Raw genomic sequence first — 16,266 nt, forward strand, 5'->3', positions numbered from 1 at the left:
GAGACTCCTTCGACTGGGGTCATTGTTGCGGCCCCTCGGCGGGGCATTTACACCATAGCTAGGGCGCATAGGCGCCGAGACAACATCCACAAAGCGAGCCAGGCCATGAGCGAAACCGAGACCATTTATCTCGCCGAATACACCGCGCCGGGCTGGCTGGTGGACCGCACCGAGCTGACCTTCCGGCTCGACCCGAAGGCAACGCGCGTGATCTCGCGGGTGAGTTTTCGGCCCAATCCGGCGGCGCCGAAACAACCCTTTTTCCTGCATGGCGAGGATCTGAAGCTCATCTGGGCGAAGATCGACGGGCAGGAGATTTCGCCCGAGCTGACGGAGAAGGGCCTGACCTGTGCGGTGCCCGAGGGCGACTTCGTGTTCGAGGCGGAGGTCGAGATCGCGCCGGAGGAGAACACCACGCTCGAAGGCCTCTACATGTCGAGCGGCATGTATTGCACCCAGTGCGAGGCCGAGGGCTTCCGCCACATCACCTATTACCCCGACCGGCCCGACGTGATGGCCCCCTTCTATGTGCGCGTCGAAAGCGACCTGCCTGTGCTGCTCTCCAACGGCAACAAGGCGGGCAATGGCGACGGCTGGGCCGAGTGGGACGATCCCTGGCCGAAACCGTCGTATCTGTTCGCGCTGGTCGCGGGCGATCTGGTGAACCATCCGGGCCGTTTCACCACCATGTCAGGCCGCGATGTCGAGCTGAACGTCTGGGTGCGCGAGGCCGATCTAAATAAATGTGCCTTCGCGATGGAGGCGCTGATCCGCTCGATGAAGTGGGATGAAGAGGTCTACGGGCGCGAATACGACTTGGACATCTTCAACGTCGTGGCAGTGGGAGACTTCAATTCCGGTGCGATGGAGAACAAGGGGTTGAACATTTTCAACCCCAAGCTGGTATTCGCCTCTCCGGAGACGGCGACCGACAAGGATTACGAGCAGATCGAGGCGGTGATCGCACACGAGTATTTCCACAACTGGACAGGCAACCGCATCACCTGCCGCGACTGGTTTCAGCTGTCGTTGAAAGAGGGGCTGACGGTCTTCCGCGACCAGAGCTTCACCTCCGACCTGCGCTCTGCGCCCGTCAAACGCATCGAGGATGCGCAGATGATGCGCAGCATCCAGTTCCGCGAGGACGGCGGCCCGCTGGCGCACCCGGTGCGGCCGGAAAGCTTCGTCGAGATCAACAACTTCTATACCCGGACGGTCTACGAAAAGGGCGCCGAGGTGATCTCGATGCTGCACCGCCTTGTCGGGCCCGAGGCCTATCGCAAGGCGCTCGATCTCTATTTCGAGCGGCACGATGGCGAGGCCGCCACGGTGGAAGACTGGCTGAAGGTGTTTGAAGACACCACGGGCCGCGACCTGACCCAGTTCAAGCGCTGGTATGCCCAGGCCGGCACGCCGCGCGTGAGTGTCGAAGAAAGCTTCGAGGGCGGCACCTATACCCTGACGCTGGAACAGAAAACGCCGCCCACCCCCGGCCAGCCCGACAAGAAACCGCTCCATATGCCCATCGCGGTCGGCCTGCTCTCGCCCAATGGTGACGAGGCCGTGCCGACCCAGGTGCTGGAGCTGACAGATCAGCGGCAGAGCTTCACCTTCGATGGGCTGGGCGCCAAGCCCGTCCTCTCGATCCTGCGGGATTTCTCGGCCCCGGTGATCGTCGAGCGGAAGAGCGATGCCGGCGAAGAGGCCTTCCTCTTCGCGAACGACACGGACGCCTTCAATCGCTGGGATGCCGGCCAGTCGCTGGCCCGGCGCGTGCTGACCGGCATGATCAACGGCGATGAAACCGGCCCCGACGCCTATATCGGCGCCCTCGGCCAGGTGCTGGTCGAGCCCGACCTCGACCCGGCCTTCCGCGCCCTGCTCATGGGCCTGCCGAGCGAAGACGATCTCGCCGCCAGCGAAGCCGCCGCTGGCCGGGCGGTCGACCCCGACGCCGTTCATGCCGGGCGCGAGACGCTGAAGGACGAGATCGCCCGCACGCACGGCGCCGCGCTCCGCCGCATCTATGACGAGAACCAGGTCGCCGGCCCCTACTCGCCCGATCCCGGCCCCGCCGGGAAGCGCCAGCTGGCGAACGCGGCCCTCGCCTATCTCACCCGGTCGGATGGCGGCGCGGCCGCGCGCGGCCAGTTCGCAAACGCTGACAACATGACCCTCAGCATCGGCGCGCTCGGCGCCCTGCTGAGCATCGGGGAGGGGCAAGACGAGCTGTCCGCTTTCGCCAAGCGTTGGGCCGACGACCCCCTGGTGATGGACAAGTGGTTCACCCTGCAGATCGTCTCCGCCGCACCCGAGCGCGCGGTCGAGCTGGTGACCGAGCTGACGGAGCATCCCGCCTTCAATCCGAAAAACCCCAACCGCCTGCGCGCCGTCATCGGTGCCCTCTCGGGCAATGCAGCGGGCTTTCACCGGGCAGATGGGGCCGGCTACAAGCTGCTGACAGACTGGGTGATCCGCACCGACAAGGGAAACCCGCAGGCCGCCGCCCGCCTCTCCACGGCCTTCCAGACCTGGCGGCGCTATGGCGAGGATCGGCAGGCGCTCATCCAGGCCGAGCTCACCCGCGTGGCGGAGACGCCCGGCCTCAGCCGCGATCTGCGCGAGATGGTCGACCGGATGCGCCCCGAGGCGGCGACGGCCTAATCGGCCAGAACCGTCTGCACCATCGTCCGCTGCGGGCGGGCGATGGGGCGGATGGCGGTACGTGGCGCCAGATGGATCTGGCAATAGCTCTGGCTGCGTGTCCAGGCCGACATGGCGGCGCGCTTGGCCGAGTTGGTCATCGGCCCCCAATCGGCCGCCACCCCGCGCCAGCGCCCGTCATGCAGCGCCACGGCATCGTCGCGCGGCACGGTGGTAGCCAGAATGCGGATGGCGCAGGAGAGGTTGTCCTCGGCATCCTGCAGCTCAGAACCGCTGTCGGCCCGGCAGCCGTAGTGCCGCGCGGTCGAGGGGTAGATCTGCATCAGCCCGTACCATTGCCCGCCGCCGCCCACGGCGCTGGGGCGATGGGTGCTTTCGTACCATGACAGGGCCGAGATCAGCCCCACCCAGAAGGCACGGCGGTCTTCCTCTGTCCCGCGCGAATAGCCGGGGCACCAGGTGTCGATGTCGCGGGGCAGCGTGTCGACCAGCGGCTCACCGTGATCCTCCATCGCCGAGAGCGCGGCCCGCGTCCACAAGGCCGGGGTGCCGACGCGCGCCCAGCGGGCAGCGGGCAGGAAAGGGTCTCTCGCCACGGGGCGCACGCGGGCGCCAGTCTGCACGGGAGGAATCTGCTCTACCCATGCCGGTCGGGGCACGGGGCGGGCTTCGGGCGCTTCCAGCATGGGCGCCGGGGGCCAGGCCGGGGTCACCAGCTCGGCCTTCAGGGGCGTGGCTTGAAGCGCGGCGGCAAGCAGAATGGCGGCGCGCAGGGCAGACATGGCGCGGACAATGGCGCGAGTTCCCGGCCCGATCAATCGAAAATCGCCAATTATGAACGCCTTAGCGCTGAAAGCCGCCGAGCCTTTCTCAAAATCTCTGCCCGTACCGAGGCTTGCGGGCCAGCCGCGCTTTGCCTATTCATCCGCATCCCTAACAGGACGAGGCGCGTCATGCTCGATCTGACATACGAATCCCCCAAGCCGAAACGCATCTCGGGCGCCACCGGCGACTGGGAACTGGTGATCGGCATGGAGGTCCATGCTCAGGTCGCATCGAAGGCCAAGCTGTTCTCCGGCGCCTCGACGCAATTTGGCGCCGAGCCCAATTCCAACGTCTCCTTTGTCGATGCCGGCATGCCCGGCATGCTGCCCGTCATCAACGAAGGCTGCGTGGCCCAAACGGTGCGCACCGGCCTCGGCCTGAAGGCGGCGATCAATCTCAATTCCGCCTTCGACCGGAAGAACTATTTCTACCCGGACCAGCCGGCCGGCTACCAGATCAGCCAGCTCTACCACCCCATCGTGGGTGAGGGCGAAGTGCTGGTGGAGTTGGGCGACGGCAAGGCCCGCCTCGTACGGATCGAGCGCATCCACCTCGAGCAGGATGCCGGCAAGTCGATCCACGACATGGACCCGCAGCTCAGCTTCGTCGATCTCAACCGCGCCGGTGTGGCGCTGATGGAGATCGTCTCGCGCCCCGATATCCGCAGCCCGGAGGAGGCCGCCGCCTATATCCTCAAGCTGCGCCAGATCATGCGCTATCTCGGCACCTGCGACGGCGACATGCAGAACGGCAACCTGCGCGCCGACGTCAACGTCTCGGTCTGCCGGCCCGGCGATTACGAGCGCTTCCGCGAGACGGGCGATTTCAGCCATCTGGGCACCCGCTGCGAGATCAAGAACATGAACTCGACGCGCTTCATCCAGCAGGCCATCGAGGTCGAGGCCCGCCGCCAGATCGCGCTCTTGGAAGATGGCCGCGAGGTCGATCAGGAAACGCGCGGCTTCGACCCCGACAAGGGCGAGACCCGCACCCAGCGGTCGAAGGAAGAGGCGCATGATTACCGCTACTTCCCCGATCCCGACCTGCTGCCGCTGGAGATCGAGCAGGCCTGGGTCGATGAGATCGAAGCCTCCCTGCCCGAGCTGCCCGACGCCAAGAAGGCCCGCTTCATCGCCGATTACGGCCTGTCCGATTACGACGCCTCCGTCCTGACGGCCGAGGGCGAGAGCGCTGCCTTCTTCGAAGAGGTCGCCGCCGCATCAGACGGCAAGCTCGCGGCCAACTGGGTGCTCAACGAGCTCTTCGGGCGGCTGAAGAAGGATGGCGACAAGGCCATCACCGAAAGCCCCGTCTCCCCAGCCCAGCTCGGCGGCATCATCGGGCTGATCGTGAAGGGCGACATCTCCGGCAAGATCGCCAAGGATCTGTTCGAGATCGTCTACACCGAGGGGGGCGATCCCTCCGTCATCGTCGAAGAGCGCGGCATGCGCCAGGTCACCGATACCGGCGCCATCGAGACGGCGGTCGACGAGGTGATCGCGGCCAATCCCGCGCAGGTGGAAAAGGCAAAGGCCAATCCCAAGCTCGCCGGCTGGTTCGTCGGCCAGGTGATGAAGGCGACCGGCGGCAAGGCAAATCCCAAGGCGGTGAACGATATCGTAGCCGCCAAGCTCGGCCTTTAGGCGCCGCCCCGCCCGGCCGGGCGCGAAAGCGGCGTTGCGCCTTGGCGCCCGGGCCCGCTCTTGCTAGAGCGGGCATCGGGATTTGGGATTTCTGTCATGCAAGCATATGAGTATCGCGTCGTACCGGCGCCGAAAAAGGGCGCGAAGATCAAGGGCGTGAAAGCGCCGGAGGATCGCTTCGCCCATGCGCTGGAAGCGGCGATGAACGAGCTGGGTGCCGATGGGTGGGAATATATCCGCACCGACACGCTGCCCGCCGAAGAGCGCGCGGGCCTCACCGGCAAAACGACGACCTTCCAGAACCTGATGGTCTTTCGCCGCCCCCGCGAGAGCGCCGTGGTCGCCGCGCCGCAGCCGGCTGCCGAACCGGCAGCCGCCGCCCTGCCCGCCCCGGCGGCCGAAGCCGACCCTGCGACGCAGCTCGAACCGGTGAAGGATGAGCCGACGGAACCGTCGCCGCTCGCCCCCTACGGCCCCAGCCGCATCGAGCCGCCGGCGCCCGACCGCATCGGCGGCACGCTCACCCGCCCCGGCCCTGTTCTGACCGCCAAGCGCGACGAGGCTGCGCCTAAGCCCGCCGCCGACTAGGCCACCCGCCATCCGGGCGCCCCCGCGAGTCGTCCCGGGTCAAGGACGGCCAAAGGCCGCCGCCGCAGGCGGGCGAAGCTCCTTGATGCGGGGCGACTCGCTCGCACCCTTGATGAGGCCTGTTTGATGGCAGACCTGCCAGCAAACGGCCTCTCAGCCGAGTCCCCACCTTCAAGCCCGCCCCAACCCCGCCCCGCTCGCGCCAAGCTGCCCTGGCGCGCCGGGGTGGGCGGGCGGGAGGCTGGCCAGGGCAGCGGACTGTCAAAAGTCGGTCGGCGCCCCGCCCTCTTCCTTCCGCTGGGCCACGAACTCCTCCAGCGCGCCGCGCTCGGCATCGCCGATGGGCGGCGGCACGAAGCTGTCGAGGATCTCGTGATAGATCCGGTGCGCCCGCTCCGGCGTCCACACCGCGCCCGCCTGCTCCCAGGCCTCGAAGTTGCGCCAGTCGCTGACGAAGGGCGAGTAGAATGCAGTCTCGTAGCGGTCCTGTGTGTGCTGGATGCCGAAGTAATGCCCGTGGCTGCCGACCTCGCGGATGGCATCGAAGGCGATATCCTCCGGCCCCGTCGCCACCAGCTCTGGCTCCATGTAGCGCTGGATCATCTGGAGCATCTCGCAATCCATGACGAATTTCTCGGGGGAAGCGATCAGCCCTCCCTCCAGCCAGCCGGCCGCATGATAGACCACGTTGGCGCCCGACTGCACCGCGCTCCACAGCGAATTCGCGGTCTCCCACATCGCCTGGCCGTCCGGCACGTTGGCAGCGCAGGAGCCGGAGGCGCGCAGCGGCAGCCCGTAGAACCGCGCCATCTGCCCGGTCATCTGTGTCGCCCGCATATATTCGGGCGTGCCGAAGGCCGGCGCTCCCGACTTCATATCGACGTTCGAGGTGAAGGTGCCGATCACGCAGGGCACGCCGGGCCGGACGTATTGGAACAGCGCGATGGCCGAGAGCGCCTCGGCAATGCTCAGCGTCACCGCGCCCGCCATCGTCACCGGCGCCATGGCCCCCGCCAGCGTGAAGGGCGTCACCATCACCGCCTGCCCGGCACGGATCAGGCGCAGGCAGCCGTCGATCATCGGGTAATCGTGCTTGAGCGGCGAGGAGGAGTTGATGTTGGTGTACATGTGCGGGCGGGCGCGGAACTCGTCTTCCGAGAGCCCGCCCGCGAGGCGCACCATCTCCATCACGTCTTCCACCCGCGTCGGGCCCAGCGAATAGGCATGGGCCACCTTGTCGGTCAGCGTCAGCTTGTCGAAGAGCACGTCGAGATGGCGGACAGAGGCGTGGATATCCACCGGCTCCACCGGGTAGCCGCCGGCGAAATGGATGCAGTTGAACGCCTGGGTGAGGCGCAGGAGGTTCGCGCATTGCTCGCGCGTTCCCGGCATCTTCCGCCCCATGGTCAGGTCCATGTAATTGGGCGGAGAGGAAACGTTGCCGAACAGGATGTGCTTGCCGCCGATGGTGATCTGCCGCTCGGGGTTGCGCGGGGTGATGGTGAACTCCGCGGGCGCCTTGCCCACCATCTCCATCACGAAGTCCCGGCCAAGCCGCACATTCTCGCCAGAGACGATGGCGCCCGCCTCACGGAAGATCTGCAGCGCCTCTTCGTTGAGAAAGTCGATGCCGATCTCTTCGAGGATGCGCATGGCGCCGTCGTGGATGGCCTGCACGCCCTCGGGCCACAGCGGCTCTGTCGGGCGGTCGGTATTGACCGGCAGTCGCCAGGCGCTCTGGTGTAGATCGGCGCCGCCCCGTTTCAGCGTGTTCGCGGCGCGTCCCCCGGCCCGGCGGCGGCGTATTGGCTCGTTCATGCGATCCCACGCTCCTCAAGGGGCGGGATGGCCCCTGCGAGGAGAAGTCTCGCGCAAGGCGGCGGGCCGAAGTTTGCTCTTTGCGACAGGAATGGTCGCTCAGGTGCCCTGCAGCCAGCCCGGTAGTGCGGCCAGCGAGGGTAGGACCGCCGCGGCATGGGGCGCGAGTGCGGCCTCGTTCGCCGGGCCCGTGAGCACGCCGACGGCCTGCATCCCTGCGGCGCGGGCAGCGAGCAGATCATGCGTGGAATCGCCGACCATCAGTACCCCTGCGGGTTCCAGGTCGGTGGCGGCGCAGAAGGCGAGCAGCTGGCCCGGCGCTGGCTTGGCGCCATGGCCCGAATCGTAGCCGGCAATGAAGGCGAAGGCGCCGGTGATGCCCGCCGCTTCCAGATGCACCCGCGCCGGCGCCTCGGCATCGTTGGTGACCAGCCCCAGCGCGCGGCCCTGCCCCAGCTCGGCCAGCAGCGGCGCGAGCGGCGCCACCGGCACCTGCGGCACCTGGGCCGACATCGCATCCATCTGCGCAATCAGTTCGGCCTGGGTCGGAGGCTCGGGCATCAGCGGCAGGATCAGCTCGGCCACCTCGTCGGCGGTGCCGGCGATGACGGGCGAGCCGGGCGCGAAGCTGCGCGCCGCCGGATCGTAACCCATCGCCGCCGCCATCGCGGCTTCCAGCGCAGGGTCGCCCCCGGCCAGCTCGGCGATAAGGGTCGCCGTCCATTCGCCCCAGGTGGCGTTGAAATCGAAGAGCGTGCCGTCCTTGTCGAGGATGATCCCGCGAAAGCCGCGCCCGGCCGCGGCGCTCATGTCCAGTGTACCTGCTCGGCGCCGGGCAGGGCGGCGCGCGCCTGCATCAGCCGCTCCGGCTTCTGGCCGGTCTGATCGGCGAAACGGCGCACCCATTCGTCATCGAGCAGGATGAAATCGAGCACCGAGGCGAGCGTCGCCGGGTCGCCCGCCGCCTCGCGCAGCTGCCCGAGCTCCGCGCCCGAGGCGCCCAGGAAGACGGGCAGCAGCTCATCATCCGTCACCAGCCAGGCCAAAGCCTCGATCGCCGTGATTTCTGCTTGTTCCGGTGTCACCCACGCCCCCCTTGCGATGGAAACCAATTCTTAACGGTTCGGCGTTTTAAGAAAAACCGAGATATTTCCAGTCAGGCCCGCCCTTGCCCGCTCGCATCCTCATATACGACCCGACGGTCTCCAGCAGGATACTTACGCGCTCTGCTCTTGCCGAGGCGCAGTACGATATCGTCGTGGCTGAAAGTTCGGCCGATGCCCAGATCGAATTGATGCGCGGCGCTCCGGGTCTCATCCTGCTCGGCGTTGTTGCGCCGGCGGCCTCGGCCTTTTCCTTCCTCGCGGGCCTGCGGTCCGATCCGAAGACCCGCAACGTGCCCGTCATCGCCATCGGCCGGCTGACCGACCCGTCGCTGCGCCTGGCGGTGCTGCGCGCGGGCGCAGACGATCTGTGCGCCCGGCCCATCGACCCGGTGATGTTGCAGGCGCAGGTGCGCCGGCTGCTGCGCCGGGCCGACATGATGAACGAGCTCTGCCTGAAGGAGGATATGCACCACGCGCTCGGCTTTGCCGAAGAGGCCGAAGATTTCCACCATCCCGGCCCCGTCAACGTGATCGTGCCCGAGGGTCAGGCGATTCTGCCCAGCGTCGCCTCGGTGCTCGACCGGTTGCCCGGCGGCGGCGAGGTGCTCGACCCGCGCGGTCTGCTCACCCGCATCGGCGCGGGCAAGTCGGCCGATCTCTTCGTCATCGACGCCACGGCAGAGGGGCTGCGCCCCGGCGAGCTGTTCCGCCTGATTGCCGAGCTGCGCAGCCGGGGCGTCACACGGCACAGCGTGCAGATCGCCATCGTGCCGCCCGACATGCCGGATATGGCGGCCATGTCACTCGATCTCGGCGTCGATGACGTCGTCACCGCCCAGGTGCGCACCGGCGAGCTGATGCACCGGCTGAAGGCGCTGCTGCTGCAGAAATCGCGCGCTGACCGGGCACGCGACAAGCTGCGCCGCGGGGTGGAAAGCTCGGTGACCGATGCGTTGACCGGCCTGCATAACCGCCGCTACGCCCTGCCCGCCCTGAAGCGGGTGACGGATGAGGCGGCGCGCACCGGGCAGATGGCGGCGGTGATGGTGCTGGATATCGACCATTTCAAAGACATCAATGACAGCCACGGCCATGCCATCGGCGACAAGGTGCTGGCCGAGGTGGCGCACCGCCTGGCCGCCCGCATTCGCATGGGCGATCTGGTGGCGCGGATCGGGGGCGAGGAATTCCTGATCGTCATGCCCGATACCGATGACGAGGCCGCCGCCGCGGCGGCGGAGCGGCTGCGCTCAGGCATCGAAGACAGGCCCTTCGAGCTGGGCAGCGCCGGGCCGCGCGCGCTTGGCAGCGATACGGTGAAGGTGACCGTGTCGATCGGCGTGGCACTCGGCGCCGGTGAATGCCCGGGCGGGCCGACGCTGTTCGAGCGGGCGGATGCGGCGCTCTATTCGGCCAAGCTGGCCGGGCGCAATATGGTGAGCCTCAGCCGGCCGGCGGCCTGAGGCCGGCTCCCCGGGCCGACCACAGCGCTAGTCGTCGCGGGGCCCGGGTCCGAACGAAGGCGGGCCGGGGCGACGGCGTGTCTCGCTCTCCAGCCTTTCCGCGAAGGCTTCGCGCTCTTCTGGGCTCTTGCCCTCCAGCCGGGCGATGAACGCCTCGCGGCCCGCATCGCCCGCCGACATGGCACGCTGCATCTGGCGCTCGAGCACATCGCGCACCGCTTCGGGTTCGAACGGATCAGTGCGCACCGCCGCCACCAGCGCTTCCAGCGAAGCGCTGTCATCCGGCTCGGCAACGCCGCGCTGGGCCAGCTGGCGGCCAAGTTCGCGGCGCAGCGCGCGGCGGTCGTCATCAGAGAGGGCGCGGGAAATAGGCCCGAGCGACAGCTCGACCGGCGGCCGCATGCCGGGGCCGACATTGCCGCCGATCACCGCGCCGATCGCCAGCCCGAACACGAGCAGGTTCAGCCCCAGCGACACGACCAGCGCGATGCGCCAGGCGCGGCTTGGCTTTGGCTTTGGCGGCTTCTGCATCAGAATTCCTCCGCCTCGAACACCTCGGCTGATGGCATGATGTCCAGCGTCACGCTCTCGCCCAGCAGGGCCGCCATCGCCTCGCCAAGGTTTCCGGGCGCGGCCAGGCCGAACCACAGGCCGGTCAGCGCCGCGAGGCCGAGGAAGGTCAGCGAGGGCCAGCCGCCGATGTCGCCGACAAAGCCGCCGCCCATCGCGAGCGTGCCACCGCCCGACATTGCCGGCTGCTGCGCCATCGCCACCACCGGGCGCCGGCGCGGCTGGGCGCTTTCGGCATCGGCGCGCAGGCGGGCCATGAAATCGGCCGAGGGCGCCGGCGTGCTCGCACGCGCCGCGCCGAACAGCTCGTCCATCTCGTCGTCTTCCGGCCTAGTCATCGTGCCACCCCAACGCGCCTTTCTGCGGCAGCAGGGCCGCCTTCAGCGCTTTCTTGCCGCGGGCGACGAGACTTTCCACCGCCTCGACGCCGATGTCCATGATCTCGGCGATTTCCGGATTGCCGAGCTCTTCGAGATGCCGCAGCGACACCGCCTCGGCCTGCCGCGCAGGTAGCCCGGCCAGCGCATCGCGCAAGGCCAGCGCCCGGGCGCTTTCCTGCATGCGGGAGGTGACGCCGGGGGTCTCGTCCTCCGGCTCATGCGCCGCCTCCAACGGGGCCGAGCGCCCGCGCCGGCGCAGCCGGTCGGTGGCGAGATTGGCCGTCACCCGGTAGAGCCAGGTCGAAACCTTGGCCTCGCCATGCCGCCAGCCGGGCGCCGCGCGCCAGAGCCGCAGCAGCGCCTCCTGCGCCACATCCTCGGCCTCGGCGACATCCAGCAGCATGCGGTAGGCCTGCGCGAAGGCGCGCGGGCCGAGCCGCTCTGTCAGCGCCGCGGCGGCCCCGGGCTCGCCGGCGGCATAGTCGGCCAGAAGGCCCGCATCCGGGTCAGCCGGGTCGGGCGTGCGCGCCGGATCGGTGGTCTCGCTCATGGCCGAAGACGCTACGCCCCGGCCCCGGCGCAGTCCACGCCGCACGGCGCCGAGGGCCCCGCCATCGGCGAGAGGGCGCCCGGCCGTGCCGAGCGCCCCCATCTGGGCGGCATCAGCCCTCGTCACTGCCAGTCCCCTCGCTGGCCGGGCCCCAGCGCATCTCGCCGGGCCCATGGTGGGCGCCGCGCCACAGGCCGGGGCCGCGGTGCTCGCCGCGCATCCAGGCGCCGCCATGGCGCGGGCCCATCCGGCCCATGCGCTCGGTGATTGCGGCATATTCCTCGGCCGAGAGGCTGCCGTCGTCATCGGCATCCATGCGGTCGAAGATCATGGCGGGGTTCGGCATCCGGGCGCCGAGCTCTTCCACCGAGAGAACTCCGTCCTTGTCGATGTCCATGCGCTCGACGAGCCGCTCGCTCATCGCGCCTGCATTGGCTTCCGCCGCCGCCACGATGGCCGCGGCCATCTCTTCGGCCGAGACGGCCCCGTCGCCGTTGCTGTCGGCCTCGGTGAACCGGCCCCGCATCTGCGCGGTCAGCTCGGCGAGCGTCAGCGCGCCGTCGCCATCGGTGTCGAGTGTCTCGAAATCCGGGCGCTCGCCGAACGGCCCGCCGGGGCCGGCCTGCGCCGTCGCCTGTACGCCCACACCTGCCAACATCGCGGCCATGAGGATGGTCATCTTCATTTCAGCCTCCTACTTGCTGCCGGCTTCCCTGCCGGACTGCCCCTCCAACGAGCCGCGGCAGAGGTTCCGTCGCCGGCGGGGCGCAGCTGGCGCGTCACAGCGACGCGAGGGGGCAATGGGGCTTTAACCCGAGGGCAGCTTGCCCCATCTAGGGGGAAGACAGACTCGCCTGTTCCGATTGGAGGCCCCGATGAGCCAGACCGACACGCCCGCCGCCCGCCAGGGCGCCCTCGGCGATGTAACCGTGGATGACCGGCCGCTCTGGCCGGCGCTGCGGCGGGGCCTGCGCGAGCGCTGCCCGCATTGCGGCGAGGGGAAGCTTCTGCATTCCTACCTCAAGGTAAACGAAAAATGCGCTGTCTGCGGTGAGGATTATACCGCCCAGCGCGCCGATGACGGCCCGGCCTACATCACCATCCTGCTGGTGGGGCATATCGTCGGCTTCGCCATTCACTTCATGTGGGCCTGGTTCCATCCAGAGCCGCTGGTGATGGCGCTGTCGCTGACAACCCTTGCCGTCGCGCTCTCGCTCTTCCTGCTGCCGCGGGTGAAGGGCGGCTTCGTGGCGCTGCAATGGTCGCGCCGGATGCATGGCTTCGGGGCGAACTAGCCCCCCAAGCCGGGCGTGCGCCTGCCCGGTCACTCCGATTTGAACGCGAAGGGCGGGGCCGATCCCGGTGGTGCGGGTATTGGCGCGCTCTTTTGCGTTCCCGACGTCACTCCCCCGGGGTGGCCTTTACGCCCGGCGCCACAATCCTTATCTTTCACTCAGGAATAGCCGGAGACGCCCCATGCCCGATGACCAGCTCGAAGGCACCCCGCTGATCAAGCCCTCGACAACCGATCACCCGCTCTACGAGCAGATCGTCGAGGCCTGCCGCACGGTCTATGACCCAGAGATCCCGGTGAACATCTACGACCTCGGTCTCGTCTACACGATCGAGATCGACGCCGAGAGCGCGGTGACCATCTACATGACGCTCACCGCGCCCGGCTGCCCCGTGGCCGGCGAGATGCCCGGCTGGGTGGCCGACGCCGTCGAGCCGCTGCCCGGCGTGAAGCAGGTGGATGTCGAGATGGTCTGGTCCCCCCAGTGGGGCATGGACATGATGAGCGACGAGGCCCGGCTGGAGCTGGGCTTCATGTAAGCAAGGGTATTATCTTGCTTCTCCCGATAGCAAAAGAAAACCCTTGCATCTGATGAGAGCAAGGGTTTTTCTTTGCTCATGTCCCAGGCCGTCCTCACCGGAGATATCGTCGGCTCGTCAGAGCTGACGGCAGAGGCCCTCTCTGGCCTGCTGGAGAGCCTCACCCTGCTGGCCGCCGACGAGGGCGCCGCCTTCGGGCGCTACCGCGGCGATGGCTGGCAGATATATCTGGCCGAGGCACCGCGCGCCCTGCGGCTCACGCTGCAGATCCTCGCGCATCTCCAGGGCATCGCCCCACCCGCCGAGACTCGCATCGCCATCGGCATCGGCACGGCGGAGCTGCCGCCGGCCGGCATCGCCGCAGGCGCTGGCCCTGCCTTCGAGACCTCGGGCCGCCTGCTCGATGACCTGCCGGCCCGCGAGCGGCTGGCCATCGCGGGGGCTGGCATCACGCCCCTGCATCAGGCCCTGCTCGCCGCCTGCGGAGAAATCGCAGGCCGCTGGACGCGCACCCAGGCGGAGGCGGTGATCCATGCGCTGGACGCGCTGGGCACCCCGGACGACCCGCCCCGCCATGAAGACCTCGCCGCTGAGCTGGGCCTCACCCGCCAGGCCATGCAGTCGCGCCTCTCCGGCGCCGGCTGGGGGACGATCCTGAAGGCCCTGGCCGCCTGGGAGGCGCCGTCGTGATCGCCACCTTCGCCGCCCTCCTCGCCGCCCATGCACTCGGCGACTTCGCCTTGCAGAGCAACGGCATGGCGCGGCGCAAGGCGGAGGGAGAGCCGCTGGCCCTGCTCGCCCATGCCGGCGTGCATCTGGCGCTGCTCGCGGCGGCGTTGGCGCCGACCAGCCTGACGGCCGCCCTGCCGCTTCTCGCGCTGGCGCTGGCGCATCTGGCCATCGATTGCGCGAAGGCGCTCACCCGCCGCGCCGGGCTGGCCGCCTTCCTGATCGATCAGGCGGCGCATCTGGCCACGCTCGCGGCGCTGGCCATCCTCATGCCGGGCCTCTGGGAAGCCAGTCTCTGGGCGCCGCACCTGCCCGAGGCGCCGCGCTGGCTGACCTACGGCGCGGGGCTGCTGATCGCCACCCGCGCCGGCAGCTTCGCCATCGCCAAGCTGATGACCGGCCTCGCCCCGGGCGGCCTGCCCGCGGATGAGGCCGGCGGGCTCGGCTTGCCCGGCGGCGGCGCGGCGATCGGCTATCTGGAGCGCGGGCTGATCTTCCTGCTCCTGCTGATCGGCGAGCCGGCCGCCATCGGATTTCTCATCGCCGCAAAGTCGATCCTGCGCTTCGGCACCGTGGCCGAGAACCGCGCCGCCAGCGAATATGTCATCATCGGCACCCTGGCCTCCTTCGGCTGGGCCATTGCCGTGACCTTCGCCACGCAAGGGCTCGCCGAGGCCCTGCCGTAGGGTGGGTCACAGCCGCTGCCCCGCAAAACGGCAGAGGTTCCACAACGGAAGCCGGGCGGGGACTGAGCCCCCGTCACAAAACCTTCGCCGCGCCGTCGCCCTTCCGTTGCCGAGCCTGCCCTACCAGCACGGGCATCAACAGCCGTCGCAAGGACACTCCATGCCCCTCCTCCGCACCAGCGCGCTCGCCGCGTTCTCCCTCATCGCCCTGCCCGCCATGGCCGACCCGGCCATCTCCTACGGCCCCCGCCCGGCCTATCTGATCGACCAGATGGAAGACGGCGCCCTCAAGGACGCCCTTCTCGCCTGCGAGAGCCAAGAGCCGGCCCGCACCGCCTTCTCCATCGGCCACCGCGGCGCGCCGCTGATGTTCCCCGAGCATACGCGCCAGTCCAACATGGCCGCCGCCACGATGGGCGCCGGCATCCTGGAATGCGACGTCACCTTCACCTCTGACCTGCAGCTGGTCTGCCGCCATGCCCAGAACGACCTGCACACGACGACCAACATCGTGGCCACCGATCTGAACGACAGCTGCACCACGCCGTTCACCGCCGCCGAAGGCGACGCCCCGGCCACCGCCGAATGCCGCACCTCCGACATCACCCTGGCCGAGTTTCAGACGCTGCAGCCCAAGATGGACGGCGCCAATTCCGCCGGCACCACGCCCGAGGAGTACCTCGCCGGCACCCCCGCCTTCCGCACCGATCTCTACTCGTCGAACGCCGATCTGCTGACCCATGCCGAGAGCATCGCGCTCTTCGACGAACTCGGCGCCGACTTCACGCCCGAACTGAAGGACCCCTCGGTCGAGATGCCCTTCGGCGAATACACGATGGACGACTACGCCCAGGCGATGATCGACGAATATGTCGATGCCGGCATCGACCCCTCCCGTGTCTACCCGCAGAGCTTCAACTTCGACGTGGTCAAATACTGGATCGAGAACACCCCCGATTTCGGCGCCCAGGCGGTCTACCTGATCGACGACAGCTCCGTCCCGGGCCTTGACGGCAACGACCCCGCCACCTGGGGCTGGAGACCGGCCGAGCTGAAGGAGCAGGGCGTGAACTACGTCGCCCCGGCCATCCCCTTCCTGCTGACGCTGAACGAGGCGGGCGAGATCGTCGCATCCGAGCTGGCCAACCAGCTGAAGGCCGCCGATATCAACATCATCGCCTGGTCGCTGGAGCGCTCCGGCCCGCTCGGCAACGGCGGCGGCTGGTACTACAACTCCATCACCCCGGCGATCGACAATGACGGCGACTATTTCGAGGTGCTCGATGCCCTCGCGCAGAAGGCCGGCGTCGCCGGCGTCTTCTCCGACTGGCCGGCGACAGTGACCTATTACGCAAATTGCATGGGCCTCTGACCCTTTCGCATGGCTGACACCCGGGCGCGCCACTTGAGA

The 16,266-nt window shown here is 68.5% G+C and carries 17 protein-coding genes; 9 read left to right on the forward strand and 8 right to left on the reverse strand.

All coding sequences use genetic code 11. The features are described 5' to 3' along the window. Positions 1–105: 105 nt before the first annotated feature. The gene (gene pepN, locus ACXN5S_RS14745) at positions 106–2,664 is read left to right on the forward strand and encodes an aminopeptidase N (RefSeq protein ID WP_458606224.1); all 2,559 of its coding nucleotides are present in this window, start codon (positions 106–108) and stop codon (positions 2,662–2,664) included. On the opposite strand, the gene ACXN5S_RS14750 is transcribed toward pepN, so the two are convergent. Further along, a complete protein-coding gene (locus tag ACXN5S_RS14750) occupies positions 2,661–3,446 on the reverse strand; it encodes a transglycosylase SLT domain-containing protein (protein ID WP_458606225.1) in 786 nt (261 codons plus the stop codon). The two genes, pepN and ACXN5S_RS14750, sit on opposite strands and share 4 nt — an antisense overlap. Before the next feature lie 171 nt (positions 3,447–3,617). On the opposite strand from ACXN5S_RS14750, the gene gatB reads away from it, so the two are divergent. Beyond that, positions 3,618–5,132, forward strand: a complete 1,515-nt coding sequence (gatB, locus tag ACXN5S_RS14755) for an Asp-tRNA(Asn)/Glu-tRNA(Gln) amidotransferase subunit GatB (protein ID WP_458606226.1) — start codon at positions 3,618–3,620, stop codon at positions 5,130–5,132. Positions 5,133–5,228: 96 nt separating this feature from the next. After that, positions 5,229–5,720 carry a DUF4177 domain-containing protein gene (locus ACXN5S_RS14760; protein ID WP_458606227.1) on the forward strand — a complete coding sequence of 164 codons (492 nt, stop codon included), beginning with the start codon at positions 5,229–5,231 and terminating at the stop codon, positions 5,718–5,720. Between the two features lie 261 nt (positions 5,721–5,981). On the opposite strand, the gene ACXN5S_RS14765 is transcribed toward ACXN5S_RS14760, so the two are convergent. From ACXN5S_RS14765 to ACXN5S_RS14775, 3 genes are all read right to left on the reverse strand, one after another. Beyond that, on the reverse strand, positions 5,982–7,538 hold the full coding sequence (locus tag ACXN5S_RS14765; protein WP_458606228.1) for a trimethylamine methyltransferase family protein: 1,557 nt from the start codon (positions 7,536–7,538) through the stop codon (positions 5,982–5,984). Positions 7,539–7,637: 99 nt separating this feature from the next. Further along, positions 7,638–8,348 (reverse strand): HAD family hydrolase, encoded by a 711-nt coding sequence (locus ACXN5S_RS14770; RefSeq protein WP_458606229.1) that lies wholly within the window; start codon positions 8,346–8,348, stop codon positions 7,638–7,640. After that, on the reverse strand, positions 8,345–8,623 hold the full coding sequence (locus tag ACXN5S_RS14775; protein ID WP_458606230.1) for a DUF3572 domain-containing protein: 279 nt from the start codon (positions 8,621–8,623) through the stop codon (positions 8,345–8,347). Before ACXN5S_RS14775 ends, ACXN5S_RS14770 begins: the two co-directional genes overlap by 4 nt. An 83-nt stretch (positions 8,624–8,706) precedes the next feature. On the opposite strand from ACXN5S_RS14775, the gene ACXN5S_RS14780 reads away from it, so the two are divergent. After that, the gene (locus tag ACXN5S_RS14780) at positions 8,707–10,107 is read left to right on the forward strand and encodes a diguanylate cyclase (protein WP_458606231.1); all 1,401 of its coding nucleotides are present in this window, start codon (positions 8,707–8,709) and stop codon (positions 10,105–10,107) included. A 27-nt stretch (positions 10,108–10,134) separates the two neighbouring features. On the opposite strand, the gene ACXN5S_RS14785 is transcribed toward ACXN5S_RS14780, so the two are convergent. The 4 genes from ACXN5S_RS14785 to ACXN5S_RS14800 form a co-directional block, all read right to left on the reverse strand. Then, entirely contained in the window at positions 10,135–10,638 is a 504-nt protein-coding gene (locus tag ACXN5S_RS14785) for a periplasmic heavy metal sensor (RefSeq protein WP_458606232.1), read from the reverse strand. Further along, positions 10,638–11,015 carry a hypothetical protein gene (locus ACXN5S_RS14790; protein WP_458606233.1) on the reverse strand — a complete coding sequence of 126 codons (378 nt, stop codon included), beginning with the start codon at positions 11,013–11,015 and terminating at the stop codon, positions 10,638–10,640. The genes ACXN5S_RS14785 and ACXN5S_RS14790 overlap by 1 nt, the downstream gene beginning before the upstream one ends. After that, positions 11,008–11,607, reverse strand: a complete 600-nt coding sequence (locus ACXN5S_RS14795) for a sigma-70 family RNA polymerase sigma factor (protein WP_458606234.1) — start codon at positions 11,605–11,607, stop codon at positions 11,008–11,010. The genes ACXN5S_RS14790 and ACXN5S_RS14795 overlap by 8 nt, the downstream gene beginning before the upstream one ends. A 112-nt stretch (positions 11,608–11,719) precedes the next feature. Further along, on the reverse strand, positions 11,720–12,292 hold the full coding sequence (locus tag ACXN5S_RS14800) for an EF-hand domain-containing protein (protein WP_458606235.1): 573 nt from the start codon (positions 12,290–12,292) through the stop codon (positions 11,720–11,722). Between the two features lie 190 nt (positions 12,293–12,482). Here ACXN5S_RS14800 and ACXN5S_RS14805 point away from each other — a divergent pair, with 190 nt between their 5' ends. The 5 genes from ACXN5S_RS14805 to ACXN5S_RS14825 all read left to right on the forward strand — a co-directional run bounded on the left by ACXN5S_RS14805 (position 12,483) and on the right by ACXN5S_RS14825 (position 16,227). After that, on the forward strand, positions 12,483–12,902 hold the full coding sequence (locus tag ACXN5S_RS14805) for a DUF983 domain-containing protein (protein ID WP_458606236.1): 420 nt from the start codon (positions 12,483–12,485) through the stop codon (positions 12,900–12,902). Positions 12,903–13,083: 181 nt separating this feature from the next. Further along, entirely contained in the window at positions 13,084–13,440 is a 357-nt protein-coding gene (locus tag ACXN5S_RS14810) for an SUF system Fe-S cluster assembly protein (RefSeq protein WP_458606237.1), read from the forward strand. Between the two features lie 78 nt (positions 13,441–13,518). Next, on the forward strand, positions 13,519–14,130 hold the full coding sequence (locus tag ACXN5S_RS14815) for a hypothetical protein (RefSeq protein ID WP_458606238.1): 612 nt from the start codon (positions 13,519–13,521) through the stop codon (positions 14,128–14,130). Further along, a complete protein-coding gene (locus ACXN5S_RS14820; protein WP_458606239.1) occupies positions 14,127–14,855 on the forward strand; it encodes a DUF3307 domain-containing protein in 729 nt (242 codons plus the stop codon). Before ACXN5S_RS14815 ends, ACXN5S_RS14820 begins: the two co-directional genes overlap by 4 nt. 160 nt (positions 14,856–15,015) lie before the next feature. After that, a complete protein-coding gene (locus ACXN5S_RS14825) occupies positions 15,016–16,227 on the forward strand; it encodes a glycerophosphodiester phosphodiesterase family protein (RefSeq protein WP_458606240.1) in 1,212 nt (403 codons plus the stop codon). Positions 16,228–16,266 lie beyond the last annotated feature (39 nt).

This window comes from Pseudoroseicyclus sp. H15, assembly GCF_054353345.1.